General features: G+C 44.6%; 18 protein-coding genes. 10 read left to right on the top strand and 8 right to left on the bottom strand.

The window, feature by feature from the left end:
• Nucleotides 1-218: 218 nt before the first annotated feature.
• Nucleotides 219-1,844, bottom strand: a complete 1,626-nt coding sequence (locus tag ACI882_RS15910) for a methyl-accepting chemotaxis protein (protein WP_411745054.1) — start codon at nt 1,842-1,844, stop codon at nt 219-221.
• 188 nt (nt 1,845-2,032) lie between these two features.
• Nucleotides 2,033-2,518, bottom strand: coding sequence for an SsrA-binding protein SmpB (gene smpB / locus ACI882_RS15905; protein ID WP_411745055.1), 486 nt, complete (start codon nt 2,516-2,518; stop codon nt 2,033-2,035).
• Between the two features lie 64 nt (nt 2,519-2,582).
• Here smpB and ACI882_RS15900 point away from each other — a divergent pair, with 64 nt between their 5' ends.
• Nucleotides 2,583-2,984: a CidA/LrgA family protein gene (locus ACI882_RS15900; RefSeq protein WP_411745056.1), complete on the top strand. Its 402-nt coding sequence runs from the start codon at nt 2,583-2,585 to the stop codon at nt 2,982-2,984.
• The gene (locus ACI882_RS15895; RefSeq protein WP_411745057.1) at nt 2,981-3,691 is read left to right on the top strand and encodes an LrgB family protein; all 711 of its coding nucleotides are present in this window, start codon (nt 2,981-2,983) and stop codon (nt 3,689-3,691) included. The genes ACI882_RS15900 and ACI882_RS15895 overlap by 4 nt, the downstream gene beginning before the upstream one ends.
• Here the strand turns inward: ACI882_RS15895 and astE are convergent.
• The 5 genes from astE to ACI882_RS15870 all read right to left on the bottom strand — a co-directional run bounded on the left by astE (nt 3,681) and on the right by ACI882_RS15870 (nt 8,044).
• The gene (gene astE, locus ACI882_RS15890; RefSeq protein ID WP_411745058.1) at nt 3,681-4,703 is read right to left on the bottom strand and encodes a succinylglutamate desuccinylase; all 1,023 of its coding nucleotides are present in this window, start codon (nt 4,701-4,703) and stop codon (nt 3,681-3,683) included. The two genes, ACI882_RS15895 and astE, sit on opposite strands and share 11 nt — an antisense overlap.
• 115 nt (nt 4,704-4,818) lie before the next feature.
• On the bottom strand, nt 4,819-5,520 hold the full coding sequence (locus ACI882_RS15885; protein WP_411745059.1) for an ABC transporter permease: 702 nt from the start codon (nt 5,518-5,520) through the stop codon (nt 4,819-4,821).
• A 3-nt stretch (nt 5,521-5,523) separates the two neighbouring features.
• Complete coding sequence (locus ACI882_RS15880; protein ID WP_411745062.1) at nt 5,524-6,231, bottom strand: ABC transporter permease; 708 nt, start codon at nt 6,229-6,231, stop codon at nt 5,524-5,526.
• Nucleotides 6,232-6,413: 182 nt separating this feature from the next.
• The gene (locus tag ACI882_RS15875) at nt 6,414-7,172 is read right to left on the bottom strand and encodes a transporter substrate-binding domain-containing protein (protein WP_411745060.1); all 759 of its coding nucleotides are present in this window, start codon (nt 7,170-7,172) and stop codon (nt 6,414-6,416) included.
• Between the two features lie 101 nt (nt 7,173-7,273).
• On the bottom strand, nt 7,274-8,044 hold the full coding sequence (locus ACI882_RS15870) for an ABC transporter ATP-binding protein (protein WP_411746260.1): 771 nt from the start codon (nt 8,042-8,044) through the stop codon (nt 7,274-7,276).
• 600 nt (nt 8,045-8,644) lie between these two features.
• On the opposite strand from ACI882_RS15870, the gene ACI882_RS15865 reads away from it, so the two are divergent.
• The 5 genes from ACI882_RS15865 to ACI882_RS15845 all read left to right on the top strand — a co-directional run bounded on the left by ACI882_RS15865 (nt 8,645) and on the right by ACI882_RS15845 (nt 14,250).
• Nucleotides 8,645-10,246: an ABC transporter substrate-binding protein gene (locus tag ACI882_RS15865; protein WP_411744500.1), complete on the top strand. Its 1,602-nt coding sequence runs from the start codon at nt 8,645-8,647 to the stop codon at nt 10,244-10,246.
• Between the two features lie 112 nt (nt 10,247-10,358).
• Complete coding sequence (locus tag ACI882_RS15860) at nt 10,359-11,369, top strand: ABC transporter permease subunit (protein WP_411744499.1); 1,011 nt, start codon at nt 10,359-10,361, stop codon at nt 11,367-11,369.
• Nucleotides 11,370-11,377: 8 nt separating this feature from the next.
• Nucleotides 11,378-12,271: a dipeptide ABC transporter permease DppC gene (gene dppC / locus ACI882_RS15855; protein ID WP_411744498.1), complete on the top strand. Its 894-nt coding sequence runs from the start codon at nt 11,378-11,380 to the stop codon at nt 12,269-12,271.
• A 9-nt stretch (nt 12,272-12,280) separates the two neighbouring features.
• Nucleotides 12,281-13,258 (top strand): dipeptide ABC transporter ATP-binding protein, encoded by a 978-nt coding sequence (dppD, locus tag ACI882_RS15850; RefSeq protein ID WP_411744497.1) that lies wholly within the window; start codon nt 12,281-12,283, stop codon nt 13,256-13,258.
• Complete coding sequence (locus ACI882_RS15845) at nt 13,258-14,250, top strand: peptide ABC transporter ATP-binding protein (protein WP_411744496.1); 993 nt, start codon at nt 13,258-13,260, stop codon at nt 14,248-14,250. The genes dppD and ACI882_RS15845 overlap by 1 nt, the downstream gene beginning before the upstream one ends.
• A gap of 142 nt (nt 14,251-14,392) precedes the next feature.
• Here the strand turns inward: ACI882_RS15845 and pepD are convergent, their stop codons facing one another.
• On the bottom strand, nt 14,393-15,850 hold the full coding sequence (gene pepD / locus ACI882_RS15840; protein WP_411744495.1) for a beta-Ala-His dipeptidase: 1,458 nt from the start codon (nt 15,848-15,850) through the stop codon (nt 14,393-14,395).
• Between the two features lie 260 nt (nt 15,851-16,110).
• On the opposite strand from pepD, the gene ACI882_RS15835 reads away from it, so the two are divergent.
• The 3 genes from ACI882_RS15835 (at nt 16,111) to ACI882_RS15825 (ending at nt 19,174) form a co-directional block, all read left to right on the top strand.
• Nucleotides 16,111-16,632: a DUF4826 family protein gene (locus tag ACI882_RS15835; RefSeq protein WP_411744494.1), complete on the top strand. Its 522-nt coding sequence runs from the start codon at nt 16,111-16,113 to the stop codon at nt 16,630-16,632.
• A gap of 275 nt (nt 16,633-16,907) precedes the next feature.
• Entirely contained in the window at nt 16,908-18,707 is a 1,800-nt protein-coding gene (locus ACI882_RS15830; RefSeq protein ID WP_411744493.1) for a DEAD/DEAH box helicase, read from the top strand.
• Between the two features lie 260 nt (nt 18,708-18,967).
• Entirely contained in the window at nt 18,968-19,174 is a 207-nt protein-coding gene (locus ACI882_RS15825; protein ID WP_411744492.1) for a cold-shock protein, read from the top strand.
• The last annotated feature ends 79 nt before the right edge of the window (nt 19,175-19,253 follow it).

The following is a 19,253-nucleotide window of genomic DNA, read 5'->3' as shown; positions in this document are numbered from 1 at the left end:
CTACCAACACGACATGCACCTGGAGCTTAGTAATCCACGTCGAAGCCAGGTCGCCCCCTTTAGACTGGTTAAAGCTCTCTTACGAGAGTGGCTTGGGATAATAATCACCATGTCTTACACCTTGATATGGGTGCGAGCCCCTATTTATCAAGTGGTTGCAGTATAACAGTATCCAACTGTTCTGCCTATAAATGTTTGTTGTTGCTCTATTGCTCTGATTAAAGTTTAAATTGCGCTATTTGTTGATCAAATTCTCGAATTAAGGCATTCAACTCGTGTGATATTTGCTCGGTTTGCTCGACTTTGTGGTTTGTTGCCTCTGCAAGGTTTTGAATATCGTGCATTAACGATGAAATTCCGCTTGCGACCTCTGTCTGCTCTTTCGAGGCGGTGGCTATCTGGATATTTTTTTCATTAATGTCTTCGACCATGATTGCAATTTCTTGTAATGTATTACTGGCATTGGTTATGTCTTGTTCTGTTTCTGTAGAACTTAACTGTCCTTTATCCATCGCCACGACGGCATTATCTGCACCTTTTTTTACGCTGTCTAATATGCGTTCAATTTCTGTGGTTGAGTCTTGTGTGCGCTGGGCAAGGGTTCGAACTTCATCAGCAACAACGGCAAAACCTCGACCCTGATCGCCTGCTCGGGCGGCTTCAATCGCGGCATTCAAGGCAAGTAAATTCGTTTGTTCTGCGATGCCTCTAATAACGTCTAATACACTGCTTACGTTGGTGGCGTTCTCGGCGAGTTCTTTCATTACGGCTGCACCGGCATTCAAGTCGGCTACTAGCTGAATAGATTTATTTTTTGCCGCGTCGGCGGTGAGCGTACCCGCTGAAGATTTTTCTGCTGTCGCTTTAGTTGTGTCCAACGTTAAGGCTGAATTGTTAGCCACTTCTTCTGCACTGTGAGACATTTCTTGAATGGCGGTGGCAACTTGCTCAGTCGCTGTAAATTGCTGAGTAGATTGCGCAGATAGCTCTTGTGACATACTTGATAAATTTTGTGATGAGCCGGTTAAGGCCGCTGACGTGGCTTTCATTGTTTCTACATTTCTAGTTAGAAACCCGTGCAAAATACGAGCGGTTTCAGCTATATCGCCTATCTCATCTTCATTGACGTAATCACAAGCTGTTGCTAGCTCCCCTTGCCCAAGTAACGCTAGGTTTCTTGCTACTTTGCTCAATGGGTTAACTATAACTCGATTAATTACAATGAATGAAATCACCCCTACGATCAACACAACTAAGATGAAACCCGAAACACTGAGTCTTAGGTTCTGTTGCACAGACTTATCAAGCACATCTAACTTTTGATGAACCTGGGCTGTGAGCAAGTCGACAATTGTGTCTAAGGCGGTTGACGGTGCTCTATCTATACCGCTGACCGATTGATCTCCCTGCAATACATTGAAGCCTGAATCAATAAATTTCAATCGCCCTTCTGTATAGGCATTTTTCATGGCTAGATGATCAACCAAAAATTGCTTGGCAATAAGATATAACTCACTGCCTTGCGGTAGCAATGTGATTAACTCTTCTATAGTTTTTTGAACGGAATTATGTCGTTGGTTAAAACGGGTCCAATATGTTTCCATATCTTCTGCATCTGCTCCCCTTATTAATATGTTTTTCCATTCCTGGACTTGGCGCTTAAACTCTACATTTGCCTGCAAGGCGAGCTGGCTTGCCTGCTCATCAATATGAATAAGGGTGTCGTAGCTGTGTATATCTGCATTCATACGGGCTAATGCAACAAACGTGACAAGGCTTAGGGCAATAATTGCACTAAAGATCACAACTAGTAATTTAACTTTAACGCTGCGTAAGTAATTCACTAAATACCTCTTTATATGGCCGTTAGAAAGCTTGTACTTAATAATCTATCGGCCAATACACATAAAGTATTAGATAAAAATATGGCTGAGATGTTTGTTTGAAGGAAGCTAAATCCAACAAGTAAAGGAACTATGAGAGGGTGATTTAGATTGCTCTGTTCAGGCCGAGATTGACCTGAACAGTACTTTTAGCGGTTATAGGCTTTATTAACGCGTTGTAAGTCTCGGTTGGAGTCTCTGTCTTTGATTGAGGCACGTTTGTCATGCTGTTGCTTGCCTTTAACCAGCGCAATTTCGGCTTTTATGTGGTTACCCTTCCAATAAACGGCCAAACAAACGGCGGTATAGCCGGTTTGCTTTGAATTACGTTCGATCTTTTCTATTTCACGTCGATTCAACAACATTTTGCGAGTGCGTGTTGGGTCGGCTATTACGTGAGTAGAGGCCGTTCTCAGTGGCGTTACATGCGCTCCGATGAGGTAGGCTTCACTGTTTTGGAAGATCACGTAGCTGTCTACTAGCTGTAACTTTCCTTCGCGCATACTCTTCACTTCCCACCCCATTAGGGCTAGGCCAGCTTCGTATTTGTCGATGATGTGATAATCGTGGCGGGCTTTTCTATTTTGCGCAATCGAGCCGCCGCTGTTCGATTTCTTTTTCTTTGGTTTATTCATAATTGGGATTATATCGCTTTTAGACTATTTGACCATCATCATGTGTGCAAATATCGGGTATTGTATGGCTTTTCTAGCTCATTTAACGGATGCCTCGTACTCTTACTGGCACTTTAAAAGAGGATTCACCGTGTTTGGTTTGTTTGTTTTACTACTTTATTGGTTTTTAGGCACGGCCTTGGTCGCCTGGGCTGGCTGGCCGATTCCGGGCAGTGTCGTTGGTTTAATGGGGCTTTGGGTGACGTTGGTTTTTTATGGTCGAGTGCCAGACTGGCTTAAGCTGCCTTCGAACTTACTCATTCGCTATTTAACTTTAATGTTTGTGCCTGCAGGTGTGGGCTTAATTGAGCACCTTGGTCGCCTTCAGAGCCTTGGTGTGGAAATGTTCGCGATTATTGCCGCCAGCACCCTGATTACCGTGGTCGCCATGGTGATTATTTTTAAGCTAACGGGTAAGAAAACATGACCCCTGAACTCAGAATGTTGTTCTCGCTCACCTTAACGATGGGGGTTTATTTTGTTGCGGAAAAAATATATGTGCTTTGTCGGCGTTCGCCACTTGCCCATCCGGTGCTGCTTTCTATTGCAACGCTGATTGGTTTTTTGTATTGGTTCGGTTGGGATTACCCTGAGTTCAAAAAAGACACCCAGTTTATTCACTTTTTACTCGGCCCCACAACCGTGGCGCTGGCTATTCCGCTTTATGAACAACTGCCTTTGATTAAAAAGATGGCGGTGCCCATTTTATTGTCTTGCTTTGTGGGTGCATTGGTAGCAGCGAGCAGTGCTGCCTTGATCAGTGCTTTATGGACAAAAGATGTCGTTCTAAGCTTAAGTTTAATCCCCAAATCCATAACGACGCCCATTGCTATGGATATCTCTCAACAAGCCGGCGGCAGCCCTTCGTTAACAGCGGGCATTGTGTTAATTACCGGTGTATTAGGCTGCTTGATTGTACCGATTAGTTTGCGATTACTGAAGGTTAAAGATGACGCAACCCAAGGGTTTATCATTGGCTTAACCGCGCACGGCATTGGCACGGCTCAAGCGTTTGAAAAGTCAGTCACTTGTGGCGCATTTGCAGGCCTTGCTATGAGCTTAACCGGCGTTGTCAGTGCTTTTGTTCTGCCGGTTTCGCCACTAGCGGATTGGGTCGTTAAACTTATTCAGTGATAATTTTTTTAAGCATGAGTCCAGCACGCTGGCCCACGGGTACCTTTGGGTTTGGAAACACAACAAACTCTTCTGTATTTTGTACTTGATACGCTTGGTCACCATCTTGCCAAACGGTAAAGCCTGCGGGGTATGCAGAAAAGTTCGCGGCGCTGTCGGGTATATTGAACTGCCAATTGTCACTGGTTTTTTCAATTTCATGGCAAACTACAAAAGAATCGACTTGCTTTTTAGGTGCGTCGGGTAGTGGCTCACCCGCTATCAGTTCTCGTAGGGCGTAATCTATACCAACAAACTGTTTTAAGTTATTCGCACCAAACGGCATTACCTTACCCAACTCTAAGGTAAAGCTCTCTGCGTTGTATTTAAGTGCTGAGAATGAGCTAAAGGTATTGGCTTCTTGCTGTTGCAATAGCACTGTTTGAACGTCGGCTCGGGCCAGAAAAGCCTTTTGGCTTTCAGGCAATGTTCGGCCAGATACGAATGGGTACACGGCAAACTTTTCTCGTGCGCTGTCTCGAATGGCCGTATGGCAATCGTAGTGCATTCTTTGGGTTACGGTAACGGGCTCTTCCGCGAAAAAGTTGGCAACATAGGCTTCTAATTTAGCTGCACGCTTTACTTCTTTTAAGGTTATTTCGTGCTGTTGCCAATCTCCGCAAAACAGACGATTCATATTTACATCGATAAAGCGCTCGGCTTCTATCATTGCCCAAGGGTTGCCAAGAATAAACAACACTCGCTGACCACTTTTTTGATCTTCGGCTAACAAGTCGTCAATTATTTTGCTGATAATTTCTATCGGTGCTGTTTCATTACCGTGTACGGCACAAGAAATAACTAACGAGGTATCGCAAGCGGTATTGGGTTCAAACTTAATAACACCGACATCTAGAAAAGTAACTTCCGTGCCAGCCGATAAAATTTGATGCTGTGGCTCAATGCTCTTATCAGCATGGGCCATGGTGTGTTTGATGATATTTTTGTGTGGTGCGAAGATGTTAGAGGTCATTATAGAGTCTGCTTGGTTAAGACATGAAGGATTGATCTAAAGTTTAAACGCTTAATGTAAGAGGCTAGTTGTGTCTGCAGATAGCGCTCTTACATTTTAATTAATCGCTTTTAATCTAACGCTCCTGCAAGTGCCCAAGTAAACGTTTTTCCATTTGTTTGAAAACGGCCAGAATACAGAAGGTAAGCACCAAATAAATTAGCGCTACAAAAATAAATGCTTCGAATGGCGCATAATATCTTGCGTAAATATCACGAGCGGCACCGGTTAAATCAATAATAGTAACGGTAGAGGCTATCGCCGTGGCGTGCAGCATGAAAATAACTTCGTTACTGTACGCAGGGATGGCCCTTCGGAAAGCACTTGGCAATATAATTCTGCGCATACGCTTACCCCAGCCCATACCGTAGGCTTTTGCGGCTTCAATTTCGCCACGAGGTGTTGCCATAATTGCACCACGAAAAATCTCAGTGGTGTAAGCAGCGGAGTTTAACGCAAAGGCGATTAAACATGGGTAAAACGCTCGCTTAAATATTTCCCACCAAAAAGATTCCTGAATCCCCTCAATGAGGGTTACACCGTAATAGATCATGTACAGCTGAATCAACAAAGGCGTGCCACGAAACACATAAGTGAATAACCAAACTGGCCCATTAATAAATTTATTGCTTGAAGTGCGCATTATTGCCAAGGGTACTGCGAGCAGACCGCCAATAAGTAATGACAACAATACTAACTGTATGGTCTTTACTAGACCTTCTCCATAATGCGTCCAGGTATAAGGGTTACTGAAAATTTCTACAATTGATTCGATCATGACTTAACCCTTTATCACACCAGCACTGAATTTTACGTCAAGCCGTTTAAACAAGACATCGGAAAGTGCTGCTATTATTAAAAATACAATAGCGACCGGTATGAAAAACTTAAACGGCTGCCCAGTTGTTTTTGCGGCTTCGGTTGCTAGGCGAACCATATCGGATAAACCAATAATACTCACCAAGGCTGTAGTTTTTAGCAGTACCTGCCAGTTGTTAGCAATGCCCGGTATGGCGTGACGCATCATTTGTGGAAATGAAATGCGTTTAAATACTTGCCAACCACTCATTCCATAAGCCTTGCCAGCTTCTATTTGGCCGGAGTCAACGGCTAAAAATGCGCCGCGGAAGGTTTCTGTCATATAGGCACCAAAAATAAAGCCAATGGTTAATACGCCTGAAGTGAATTCGTTAAAGGGTAGGAAAATATCAATGCTGCCGTCAGTTAAATCGTAGATCCAATCGAAAAAAGCGTTGACCATAATTTGGCCACCAAAGAATAGCAGTAACATCCAGACTAGATCGGGTACGCCACGAATAATTGTGGTATATAGAGTGGCAGTTGCCTTTGCAACCGGATTTTTAGAAAGCTTTGCCATTGCTCCTATTAAACCTAGGGTAAAGGCTAACAACACAGACAGCAAAGCTAACTCAATAGTGACAACCGCGCCACCCATGATAGAAGGTCCATAGCCTCCAAAATCAAACATTCCAGCCATCGAAGTTCTCTCTTATTATTATCGATTATACTTGGTATTCAATTGCCATAAATTGAACAAGCAAATAACAAGTAAAACCTAACTGAGTGAAAGTAAGTGCCTACTTCTGAGTAGAGAATAGGCACTCTTTAGAAACGTAAGCGTCGATTAACTGATCGGCGCTTAGTCAAACATTAGAGTTTGATATCGAAATCGAAGTATTTCTTCATGATCACGTCATACGTGCCGTTCTCTTTGATTTTTGCTAATGCAGCCGTTACCGCGTCTTCTAATTCAGTATCACGCTTACGGAATGCAGCGCCAACACCTTCACCAAAAATACGGATAGGCTCTTTAACATAACCACCAGACTGGCTGATGCCTGCGTCATCACCCAGCATGTCAATACCAACAGGGGCGTCAACGAACATAGCGTCTAAACGACCACCTTTAAGATCTACAACCATGTCGTCAGCAGTTGTATAACGAACAACTTCAGAACTAGACAAGAATTCTGTTACGTATGTGTCTTGAATGGTCGCACGCTGTACACCTACTCGCTTATCTTTAGCATTTGCAGCGTCAAAGCCGTTGCCATTTGGCGCGAAGAACGCAGACGGTGTTGTGTAGTATGCATCAGAGAATAAAACGCGTTTTGCACGTTCTTCGTTGATAGACATTGAAGAGAAAATCATGTCGTATTTACGCGCTAACAAGCCAGGGATAATACCGTCCCATGCTTGAATGACCCAATCACACTCTTTACCTGTAATTTCTTTGCACACTTCGTTACCAAGTTCAATTTCGAAACCCGTTAACGTGCCGTCAGGTGCTTTAAATTCAAACGGTGGGTAAGGGGCATCAACACCTACACGAATTGTGTCCCATTCTTTAGCTTCTACAGCAGAGGTCATGGCTACTACACTAGCCAAAGCAATTAAGATTTTTTTCATTATTTTGCTCCAATATGGATTATTTGTGTCGAGCCTAAGGGCTCTGTTCTAGTTATCGTAAAATCACGAGAAGGTAATAACCTCATGACTGCGCTTTAAAATCAATACTTTGGTGACAAAAACTGCTTCATTCGTTCTGAAGATGGGTTTTCGAACACGTTTTTAGGGTTACCTTGCTCTTCAATAACGCCTTCATGCAAGTAAATTACATGATTTGAGACATCTCGTGCAAAGGACATTTCATGAGTGACTACGATCATTGTACGGCCTTCTTCAGCTAACCCACGCATTACCTTTAATACTTCCCCGACTAGTTCAGGGTCTAAGGCAGATGTCGGTTCATCGAACAACATCACTTCTGGGTTCATCGCCAACGCACGAGCTATTGCCGCTCGTTGCTGCTGCCCACCCGACATATGCGCTGGGTAGTAGTCTTTACGATCATACAAGCCTACTCGGTTTAAATGCTCTTCGGCACGCTCTATTGCTTCTGCTTTAGAAATACCTAAAACATTAATAGGCGCCTCAATGATGTTTTCCATAACTGTCATGTGAGACCAGAGGTTGAACCCCTGAAAAACCATTGATAAACGTGCTCGCATTGACTCCACCTGACGCATATTTGCAGGAGAGCGCTCACCATGTTTATCGGTTTTGAAGGCTATTTTCTCACCATGAACCTGAATATCGCCTGAAGTTGGAATTTCTAAAAGGTTAATACAACGTAAAAATGTGGACTTTCCTGAACCTGAAGATCCAATGAGGGAAATAACATCGCCTTTTTGAGCCTCTAAAGAAATACCTTTTAAAACTTCGTGGCTACCAAATCGCTTATATACATCGTTGACGATCAGAGGGGCAATATCTGACATTGTTATCTCCTAGAATTCTTTGATTTACATATAACATTGACCAGAACTGAGCAGGACAGCATTACTGAATATTTATTGTTATTAGATTCGGCTTCCATTTTGTCTAAACATAAGTGCTTTTGTAAAACACATTAACACCTACCACTTTAGCATGTGCGACATTTTTACAAAATAACTTCGCCACCGGTGCAGTATGGCTGAAAATAATGGTAATGCTATCTAACAACAATCTATTAAAGGATAAACTTAGAAAGTTTAAGGGCACAAGCACTTTTCAACGCTTTGTGAGCACTGCACAATAACTGTGCTCAATTTGTTTAGTTACTAACCAGAGCGCCTAGTTTTCGTGCAGGGACGCCTAACTTTACAGTTTATTCAAAAAAATTATAACGATAAATCCCTTTTCTTAAGCCTTAACCTATTGCCCTTATTGAAAGGCTGATTTAAGGTACTGCGACACAATTGACGAGCTGCTTTAAAGCTTCGTTACAATAAAAAAAGCGACAACAACCGGATTAAATGGTCTGGAGAGAAGTTGCTACTCACTGACGTTACCGCTTGCTAAGAGCATTTTAGGTAACCCTATGGAGATTCAATATCATGAAGAAAGGCATTAAACTTCTTGCCGGCGTTACGATGGCAGCATCACTTGCCACAGGCGCTATGGCAGCAAACAAAACTTTTGTTTACTGTTCTGAAGCAAGCCCAGAAGGCTTTAACCCTGCGTTTTATACCTCAGGCACAACCTTTGACGCGTCTTCACGCCCTATGTTCAACCGCTTGGTTGAATTCGAGCGCGGCGGCACAGCGGTACAGCCAGGTTTAGCGGAGAGCTGGGATATTTCAGCAGACGGTAAAACCTATACATTCCACCTACGCAAGGGTGTAAAGTTCCACCAGCGTAAAGACTTCCGTCCATCACGTGATTTCAACGCCGATGACGTATTGTTCAGCATCAACCGTCAGTTGCTAGCTGACCACCCATACCATGATGTAAGCGGTAAAGACTATGCTTACTTCGGTTACATGGACATGGCAAATACTATTAAGTCTGTTGAAAAAATTGACGATTACACAGTTCGTTTCAACCTAAATGTTGTCGATGCTACATTCCTAGCTAACCTAGCGATGGATTTCGCATCTATGAACTCTTCTGAGTATGCAGATGCCATGCTAGAAGCTGGTACGCCAGAACAGCTCGATAAAACGCCAATCGGTACAGGCCCATTCATTTTGGCTCAGTACAAAAAAGACTCTATCATCCGTTATGTTGCGCACAACGCATACTGGGAAGGTAAAGCAAATATTGACCGTTTAGTTTTCTCTATCACTCCTGACGCTAGCGTTCGTTATGCGAAATTGCAGAAGGGTGAGTGTCACCACATGCCATACCCGAACCCATCTGACGTTGCAGCAATGCAGCAAAATGATGATCTAAACGTATTGCAATCTAACGGCCTAAACGTTGGTTACTTAGCGTTCAACACGCAAAAGCCACCGTTCGACAACGTACTCGTTCGTCAAGCACTTAACATTGCCACTAACAAAGACGCCATCTTAGATGCTGTTTATGAAGGTGCGGGTGAAGTTGCGAAGAACCCAATTCCACCAACAATGTGGTCTTACAACGATGACATCGTCGATTACGAATACAACGTTGAATATGCGAAGCAGTTACTTGCTGAAGCTGGCTTCCCTAATGGTTTCGAAACCAATATCTGGGCAATGCCTGTTTCACGTCCATACAACCCAAATGCACGTCGTATGGCTGAAGTTATGCAAGCAGACTGGGCGAAAGTTGGCGTTAAAGCAAACATCGTTTCTTACGAGTGGGGTGAATACCTAGAGCGCTCTGAAAACGGCGAGCATGACACAGTAATGCTTGGCTGGACTGGCGACAACGGTGACCCAGATAACTTCATGTACGTTTTATTAGGCTGCCCTGCAGCAGAAGCTGGCGGAAACCGTGCTTTCTGGTGTAACCAAGAGTTTAACGGCCTACTAGAAACTGCACGTGCAACTTCTGATGTTGAAGTTCGTACTGAACTTTATCGTGAAGCTCAGGTTATCTTCAAAGAAGAAGCGCCTTGGATCACTCTTGCTCACTCGGTTGTATTTGAACCAGTACGTAAAGAAGTGACTGGCTATAAGATGAGTCCATTCGGTGGACATGACTTCTACCCAGTAGATCTTACTGAGTAATTGTTACTTTAGTATAAGTGAGGGCGGCGCTAGCCGCCCTTTTGTTTTGTATAGTACGAACTCGTAGCTTAAACTTGCGCGCTCACTATAAGTATTAATTCAGGTACTCCCTATGTTTCAATTCATAATGCGGCGATTAAGTGTGGTTATCCCTACATTTATCGGTGTTTCTTTGCTGACTTTTTCATTAATTCATTTTATTCCGGGTGATCCCGTAACAGTAATGGGTGGTGAAAGAGGGCTTACAAGCGAACAACGTTTAGAGCTTGAAGTAATGCTAGGGCTAGATAAACCCCTTTATCAACAGTACTTTGTCTACATTGGCAACGTGCTACAGGGCGATTTAGGCACATCCTTTGTCACTCGCGAGCCGGTAATGGATGAATTCTTAACTCTATTCCCTGCCACCATTGAACTTTCTTTCTTCGCAGCGCTTTTTGCCCTTTTGGTCGGTTTGCCACTGGGGATTATCGCCGCCGTTAAAAGAGGCAGTCTATTTGACCACAGTGTGATGACGGTCTCTTTAGCGGGTTATTCCATGCCTATTTTCTGGTGGGGCTTACTGCTTATTCTTCTGTTTTCTATTCAACTTGATTTAACCCCCGTGTCTGGTCGGTTAGCCGTTGCTTACTGGGTTGATGAAGTCACTGGCTTTATGATTATTGATGCTTGGCTCTCTGGCGAAGAAGGCGCGGTTAAATCTGCTTTTGCACACTTAGTATTGCCTAGTATCGTGTTAGGTACCATTCCGATGGCTGTTATTGCCCGAATGACCCGCTCCTCAATGCTCGAAGTTCTCGGCGAAGATTATATTCGTACCGCCCGAGCTAAAGGCCTATCACGCACGGCCGTGGTGTTAAAACACGCCTTGCGTAATGCGTTGATTCCTGTGGTCACCGTTATCGGCCTGCAAATTGGCACGCTATTGTCTGGTGCTATTTTAACCGAAACCATTTTTGCTTGGCCAGGTATCGGTAAGTGGCTAATAGAAGCCATTAGCCGAAGAGACTACCCAGTCGTTCAAGGTGGTTTATTAATGATTGCGACCATGATTATTATCGTCAACTTTATTATCGACTTAATGTACGGCGTGATTAACCCTCGCGTTCGTCATTCTAAATAGGAGCTAACATGACTCAATCCACTGTCCCAGCTGTTGTTGCTCCTCGCTCACCTATCGCTGAGTTTTGGTTTTACTTCAGTCAAAACAAAGGCGCTGTTGTTGGTTTAGGCTATGTAATCTTTATTGTGTTACTCGCTATTTTTGCCGACGTACTTGCCCCTTACTCGCCGATTGAACAATTTCGAGAGTTCACGCTTATTCCACCAGCCTTTGCTGAAGGTGGCCACTCTGCCTTTTGGTTAGGCACTGACGAAGTAGGTCGCGATATTCTATCGAGGCTAATGCACGGTGCACGCCTATCACTTTTGATAGGCTTAGTTATCGTCAGCATTTCCCTTGTTTTAGGCATTTGCCTTGGCTTATTCGCGGGTTACATCGGCGGCTTCCTAGATTCAGCCATTATGCGCATGAGTGACATTTTACAATCACTTCCTGCCTTGTTACTCGCTATTGCGGTGGTTGCTGTATTAGGACCAAGCATTCTAAATGCCGGTTTGGCGCTATCTTTGGTTTACTTGCCTCACTATATTCGCTTAACGCGAGCTTCAGTTTTAGCCGAGAAAAACAGAGACTATGTCGTGTCATCTAGTGTTGCCGGTGCCGGGTCTATACGCATCATGTTCATCACTATTTTACCTAACTGTTTAGCGCCACTTATTGTGCAAGCGACCTTAGGGTTTTCAAACGCAATTTTAGATATGGCCGCTTTGGGCTTCTTAGGTTTAGGTGCGCAGCCACCTTCTGCCGAATGGGGCACCATGCTGGCAACGGCTCGTGAATTTATCCAAAGCGCATGGTGGGTTGTGACCTTCCCTGGCTTAGCGATTTTAACCACGGTACTTGCGTTTAACCTCATGGGCGATGGTTTACGTGACGCCCTTGATCCAAAACTAAAACAATAGGAGGCCGAAATGTCATTATTATCTGTTAAAAATTTGTCGGTCACTTTCGGTACAAGTGAAAACCCGTTTCGCGCGGTCGACCGTTTAAACTATGAAGTCAGTGCCGGTGAAGTACTCGGTATTGTTGGGGAGTCTGGCTCGGGCAAGTCGGTGAGCTCACTTGCCTTAATGGGCTTGATTGATTTCCCTGGTAAGGTCATGGCGGACTCACTATCTTTTGAAGGTAAAGAGCTGTTAAGCCTGAAAGATAAAGCCCGCCGAAAAATCACCGGCGATGATATCGCGATGATTTTCCAAGACCCTATGACGGCGCTGAACCCATGCTTTACCGTGGGTGATCAGATCATGGAAGCCATCAAAGTCCATCAGGGTGGCAGCAAAAAAGAGCGCAAAGCCAAAGCCATTGAATTACTCAATAAGGTCGGGATTCCTGCACCTGAAGATCGTTTAAAAACATTCCCTCACCAGCTTTCTGGCGGTATGAGCCAGCGCATCATGATCGCGATGGCGATTGCTTGTGATCCAAAGTTATTGATTGCAGATGAACCAACCACCGCATTAGATGTAACGATTCAAGCGCAAATTATTGATCTGCTTCTAGATTTACAACGTGAAAAAAACATGGGTCTTATTTTAATTACCCATGACTTAGCATTGGTTGCAGAGTCGGCCGACCGAGTGGTGGTTATGTATGCAGGGCAAGTAGTTGAGATGGGTGACGCGAAAGAAATTTTCACGAACCCGCAGCACCCTTACACTGAAGCCTTAATGAGATCATTACCTGAGTCGGCGCAAGGTCGCTCTCGACTAGATGCGCTTGCAGGCGTTGTACCTGGCGCTAACGATAGACCTTCGGGTTGCTTGCTGAACCCACGCTGCCCATACGTCACCGATAGATGCCGAACCGAAGAGCCCGAGCTGATTACCACTAATGAACATGCAGTTCGCTGTTTTATACCCTTGCCTCATTCAAAGGATGCCGCCTAATGACGAAAGCGACAAATAATCCGGTATTACACGGCACCGGTTTAAAACAACATTATGAAGTTAGCCAAGGCTTTATGAAACCTAAAGGTACTGTTAAAGCCGTTGACGGTGTCGATTTTAGTGTCGATGCTGGTAAAACATTAGCCGTTGTTGGTGAATCGGGTTGTGGTAAGTCTTCATTGGCTCGCCAGCTGACCATGATTGAAACACCAACAGAGGGCACCTTAACGTTTGAAGGCACCAACCTGTTAACCTTAACTAAAGAAGAAAAGGCTAAAGCTCGCCAACGTATTCAAATTATTTTTCAAAACCCATACGGCTCGTTAAACCCGCGTAAAAAAGTCGGCCAAATTTTGGAAGAACCGTTAGCAATCAATAGCGACATGAGTGCAAGTGAACGCAAAGAACGTGCGCTGTATTTACTCGAAAAAGTTGGTTTAAAAACCGAACATTACGAGCGCTACCCGCACATGTTCTCAGGCGGTCAGCGTCAACGTATCGCCATTGCCCGCGGCCTAATGATGAACCCGAAAGTAGTTGTCGCCGACGAACCCGTGTCGGCGCTTGATGTTTCAGTTCAAGCGCAAGTTTTAAACTTGATGATGGACTTACAAGAAGAGTTTGGCTTAGCGTATGTGTTTATCTCGCACGATTTAAGCGTAGTAGAACACATCGCCGATGACGTGATGGTGATGTATCTGGGCAAAGTCGTCGAGCGCGGTAAAACCCAAGATATTTTTGAAAACCCGCAACACCCTTATACGCTGGCACTGTTGTCATCGACACCACGAATTGACCCAGAACATCGTATAGAGAAAATACGCCTACCCGGCGAACTACCCTCACCACTCAACCCACCTTCAGGTTGCGCATTCCACGGCCGTTGTAAATACGCCAACGATCGCTGCACCACCGAAACACCGGTGTTGATTTCGGTTGAAGGTAAATCGGATGTCGCATGCTTTGCAGTAGAAGAAGGGAGGATGGGGTAAAGACGGTTTTAGGCTGCGGGCTGCGAGCTTCGGGTAAAGTCAAAAATGTGTTTTAAACTGTTTTAAGATTTTGACCTTATCTTTCACTCGCAGCTTGCAGCTCGAAGCTCGCGGTTGCCCTCTCGGGCAACCGTTCTATCTTTTACTTCAATTCCGCTAACAATCCTTTCACTAATTGCCAAAACGGTTCTACGGTGCTTATTTCTAAGCGTTCGGTTGGGCTGTGTGCGCCGCGGATCGTTGGGCCCATGCTGACGATGTCCATGTCGGGCTTTTTGCTGAGTAATATGCCGCATTCTAGTCCGGCGTGTATGGCTTTTAATGCGACTTCTTCGCCGGTGATTTTTTCTGCTAAGGCTTGCGCTTGGGCAACGAGTTTACTGTTGAAGTCTGGGTTCCAGCCTGGGTAATCTAAGATGCATTTAGTGCTTAAATCAAAAGCCGCTAATATGCCTTCTATTTGCTGCTTAAGCCCAACGGCTTGGCGTTCATTGAAGAACCTCAAGCTGGTTTGAATTCGTAGGCAACCTTCTTTAATGGTAACGACTGCAAGGTTGCAACTTAAATCAACTAAGTCTGCTGGGTGTTGCAAGCTATAGCTTTGTGCGCCATGTGGTAACGCACTGGCTAAATTTAAGAACGCATCGGTATCGGCCTTAGAGATAACATAGAGGTCTTGTTCCATGCAGGGCTCGAATACCCACTCTAATGCATTGTCAGCTTCTGGCAGATAGCTTAACCAACGATCTTTGGCTGCGTTCATTGCTGCCTTCCAAGATTCGAGATCTTTTTCGTCGATCATTAATACCGTACTGGCTTCGCGTGCAATTACGTTATGGGCAAAGCCGCCGCGAAAACTAACGAGCTGATATTCCAAGTCTTTATTTTCTATTAATAGCTCAGCCAATAGCTTATTCGCATTGCCCAGTTGTTCGTGTACTTGTACGCCTGAGTGCCCGCCCTGCAGGCCTTTTAAGTGCAGTGTCCAAGCTTCTAAGCCAGGCTTAGGTACTTTAGACATAAGCTGCCGATGCGCTTCGTAACCGTAGCCGCCTGCACAACCAATATAAATCTCGCCCCAATCTTCGGTATCAAGATTTAACATTTTGGTAGCAGATAGTAGCGAGGCATCTAATCCTGAAGCGCCGTGTAATCCGGTTTCTTCTTCTGTTGTGAATAGCAACTCTAAGGCTGGATGAACGACACTTTCATCAGTCAGAACCGCCATCGCTGCTGCAACGCCAATGCCATTATCTGCGCCTAAGGTTGTGCGGTCAGCACGTAACCAGCCATCAACAATTTCTAATTGCAGCGGGTCTGTCTCAAAATTATGCTCTTTATCGCCAGTTTTTACCGTCACCATATCTAGGTGATTCTGAATAGCCACGATTGGAGCATTCTCATAACCCTGACTTGCAGGGACATAAACGACTAAATTACCCGCAGAATCAACTTTGTGTGCCAGCTTACGCTCATTGGCTAAGGCGATTATATGGTCACGTATTAACTGCTCTTGCCCGGAAGGGCGTGGTATTTGCGAAATTTGATAAAAATGTTCCCAAATATGTTCAGGACTTGTCGGATATGAGGTTGGCTTCATAGTAAAAAAGTTCTTCAGAGATTAGCGGACTGCGAAGCTTACTTCTTAGCGTGTAAGGCGGCAACTTTCGGACGAATATTATCTAACAGATGGTAACTTATGAAGTTTACGTGATCATAATTTTGACTTTCTCAGCCCATAAACCGCCGATTCTGCTGGTTTTAATCTTTTACGCTCGCTTTTTGTCATGAAAATGCTTAACTTTGACGGACTTAACCCAATAAAGTAGAGCGTATAGCCAATGGCTGCCGTCACGCGACATGAAAAATAAAAACATACTCTCGATAAAAACGGACTATAAGAATCGCTTCAACCGCAAGCTGTGGATGGCTGAGCGGCGTCGTGACCTAAAGTACTATTTCGACTCGCGTAATTTGGTTTATGGCAAGTTTGAAGATGAGCCGTTTTGGTCCGTTGTCCCACGTACCTCCTTGTGGAAAATACCCAGCATGGGCTCACCCGGATTCGATGGCTGGTATGGTATTGCGGGCGATCACCCAACAGATGTTGTGCCGCTCAATTATTTTGACGGCGATATTCGCAAAGTTCTCGATCATTTCGTAAAGAAATGGTTACATGCATCTGAAAAACTTAAGCAAGGCGAAGACTTCGGTGACTTCCGCATAGAACATATCGAAGAACGCCCGACCATTGGTCAACTCATTGAAGACCGCGCCTTACGGCTAGAACGCTTTGTTGCAGCCGAAGACCTTTGGACAGGGAAGAACATCTCACTTTTGCCGCCCGCCCCAACCCCAGACGATGAATCCGAAATTGATTGAAATTTAAACAGACATCTTTGTTTCAAAAATGTATACTCCGCGCCGCCGAGGTGACCCAACCTGCTCAGCAGCCATTTACTGGCTCCTTTTCGACTTAGTGATAGACGGTTTTCCCGCATTTAGCGGCATGGGGCGCAGTTAATTCACCTTCGCAGCGGCATCCAGACCGCCTGTGTGAACTACTGGATATACCCCGTTGGCATCCCCACCGGAAATTTTTATAGTGCTCTACTTACTCAAAGTTAGGTAAGCATGCTGTTTATTGGAAAAAATTAATGTCAGAAAACATCACATTCGCCGATTTAGGCTTAACGCCTTCTATTCTAACAACTCTTGATTCTTTAGGTTACGAAAGCCCGACTCCAATTCAGTCGAAAGCGATCGTCGAGTTGTTAAACGGCAACGATGTACTAGGTTTAGCTCAAACAGGTACCGGTAAAACCGCTGCCTTCTCTCTACCTTTGCTTTGTAAAATAGATACCAATTCTAAAACACCACAAGCGTTAGTGTTATGCCCTACTCGTGAACTTGCCATTCAGGTTGCCGAAGCATTCCAAACTTACGCTCGTGGCGTGAAAGGCTTTCAAGTATTGCCAATATATGGCGGTACCGATATGCGTAACCAGCTTCGCGCGCTTAAGCAAAATCCACAAGTCATTGTTGGTACACCTGGCCGAGTAATGGATCACCTTCGTCGCGGCACACTTGACCTATCTCAGCTAAAGCATCTTGTTTTAGATGAAGCCGATGAAATGTTACGCATGGGCTTTATTGACGATATCGACTGGATCTTAGAGCATACGCCAAAAGACAAGCAGACTGCTTTGTTCTCAGCAACAATGCCGGCGCAAATTAAGCGTATTGCCAACCAGTACCAGAAAGACCCAGTAAAAATTGAAATCAAGTCAACCTCTACCGAAATGTCTCAGATTGAACAATTTGTGTGGCGCGCGACTGGCCTAGATAAACTCGAAGCCCTAACCCGTTTACTCGAAATTGAAGAATGGAATGCCATTATCATCTTCGTTCGTACTCGTGTTGAATGTCAGTTCTTGTCTGAAAAGCTTTCTGCACGCGGTTACGCAGCAACCGCACTTAGCGGTGAAGTAGCGCAAAAGCAGCGTGAAGAAATTGTGAACCAAATGAAGAAAGGTAAGCTCGATATCATTATCGCTACCGATGTTGCCGCTCGTGGTTTAGACATTGAACGTATTACTCACGTCATTAATTGGGATATCCCAGGTGACGTCGAAGTTTATACGCACCGAATCGGTCGTACCGGCCGTGCAGGTCGTTCTGGTAAAGCAATTTTATTCTGTAAGCCACGTGAGCAGCGTGTATTACGTGATATTGAACGCCATACCAAACGCCCAATGCTTGAATACCCAATGCCAACGGCAGATCAACTTGGTGAACACCGAAGTGAGCAGTTTAAAGCCACAGTGATGGACCATATTGAAACAAGCAAGTTAGATTACTTCAAAGCCATGATTCAACGCTGGCAGAATGACGACGACATGGAGCCTCTTGATGTTGCCGCTGCTTTAGCTCTAATGGCGCAAGAAGATAAGCCACTTCAGTTACCTAAAGATCCTGTTGGTCGTCCACGTCGTGAGCGTGACGAACGCCCTCGCAGCAATGACCGTAACGATCGCGGTGGTGACCGTGGCGCTCGTGGTGGTGATCGCGGCGAACGTGGTGGTTCACGTAAGCGCAGCTTAGATTATGCAGCACAAACTTACCGTTTAGACATTGGTCGTCGTGATGGCGTTCAACCAGGTCAAATTGTTGGTGCTATCGCCAATGAAGGCGGCATTGAAGGTAAGTTCATTAACAACATCAACATTAAAGACACCTTTACGTTGGTTGATTTACCAGATGGCATGCCAAAAGAAGTTTTTGCTCAACTGCAAAAGACTCGCGTTAAAGGCCGTCCATTGTCATTACGTTCTTGGACTGAAGATGCGCCAGCTGGCGGTGATCGTAAGCCTCGCGAAGATCGCAAGTCAAGTGACCGTAAGCCTTCAGGTGACAAACCTCGCAGTGATCGCAAACCGCGTCGCTCTGAGTCTTAATAAGACAATTACGACAAAAAACGGTGCTTAGCGCCGTTTTTTTTGCCTTAATTTTAAACTATTTTATCTAAATGCTTGCTAACGTAACACAAACTGTTAAGGTGGCGGCCTGGCTTAAGAGAAAGCCCTGTTTACTTGTTAGATCCCCCGTTGTATTAGTTATAATTCTTCGCGTTATCCTCAGTTAAATATTCGTTTTCTTCGTGCTTCGTTGTCTGATTTTACAGACACTTTTATTATTATTTTTTAGGATATCTATTATGTCTACTACAACTGGTACAGTTAAATGGTTTAACGAAACTAAAGGTTTTGGTTTTATTGAGCAAAAATCTGGTCCTGACGTTTTCGCACATTTCAGCGCGATCACTGGCGACGGATTCAAAACTTTAGCTGAAGGTCAGCAAGTTGAGTTTACTGTTACTGACGGTCAGAAAGGCCCTCAAGCAGAAAACATCGTTTGCATCTAAAGCGTTGCTTAAAGTGCGCTAAAGCACTTTGCTTTATCACACATGCCCAAGGCGTGTGTGATAATATTTTAAAGTTTAC

The organism is Reinekea sp. (assembly GCF_046710285.1).
Lineage (GTDB): Bacteria > Pseudomonadota > Gammaproteobacteria > Pseudomonadales > Natronospirillaceae > Reinekea.
This window is presented reverse-complemented; position numbering and strand designations above follow the sequence as displayed.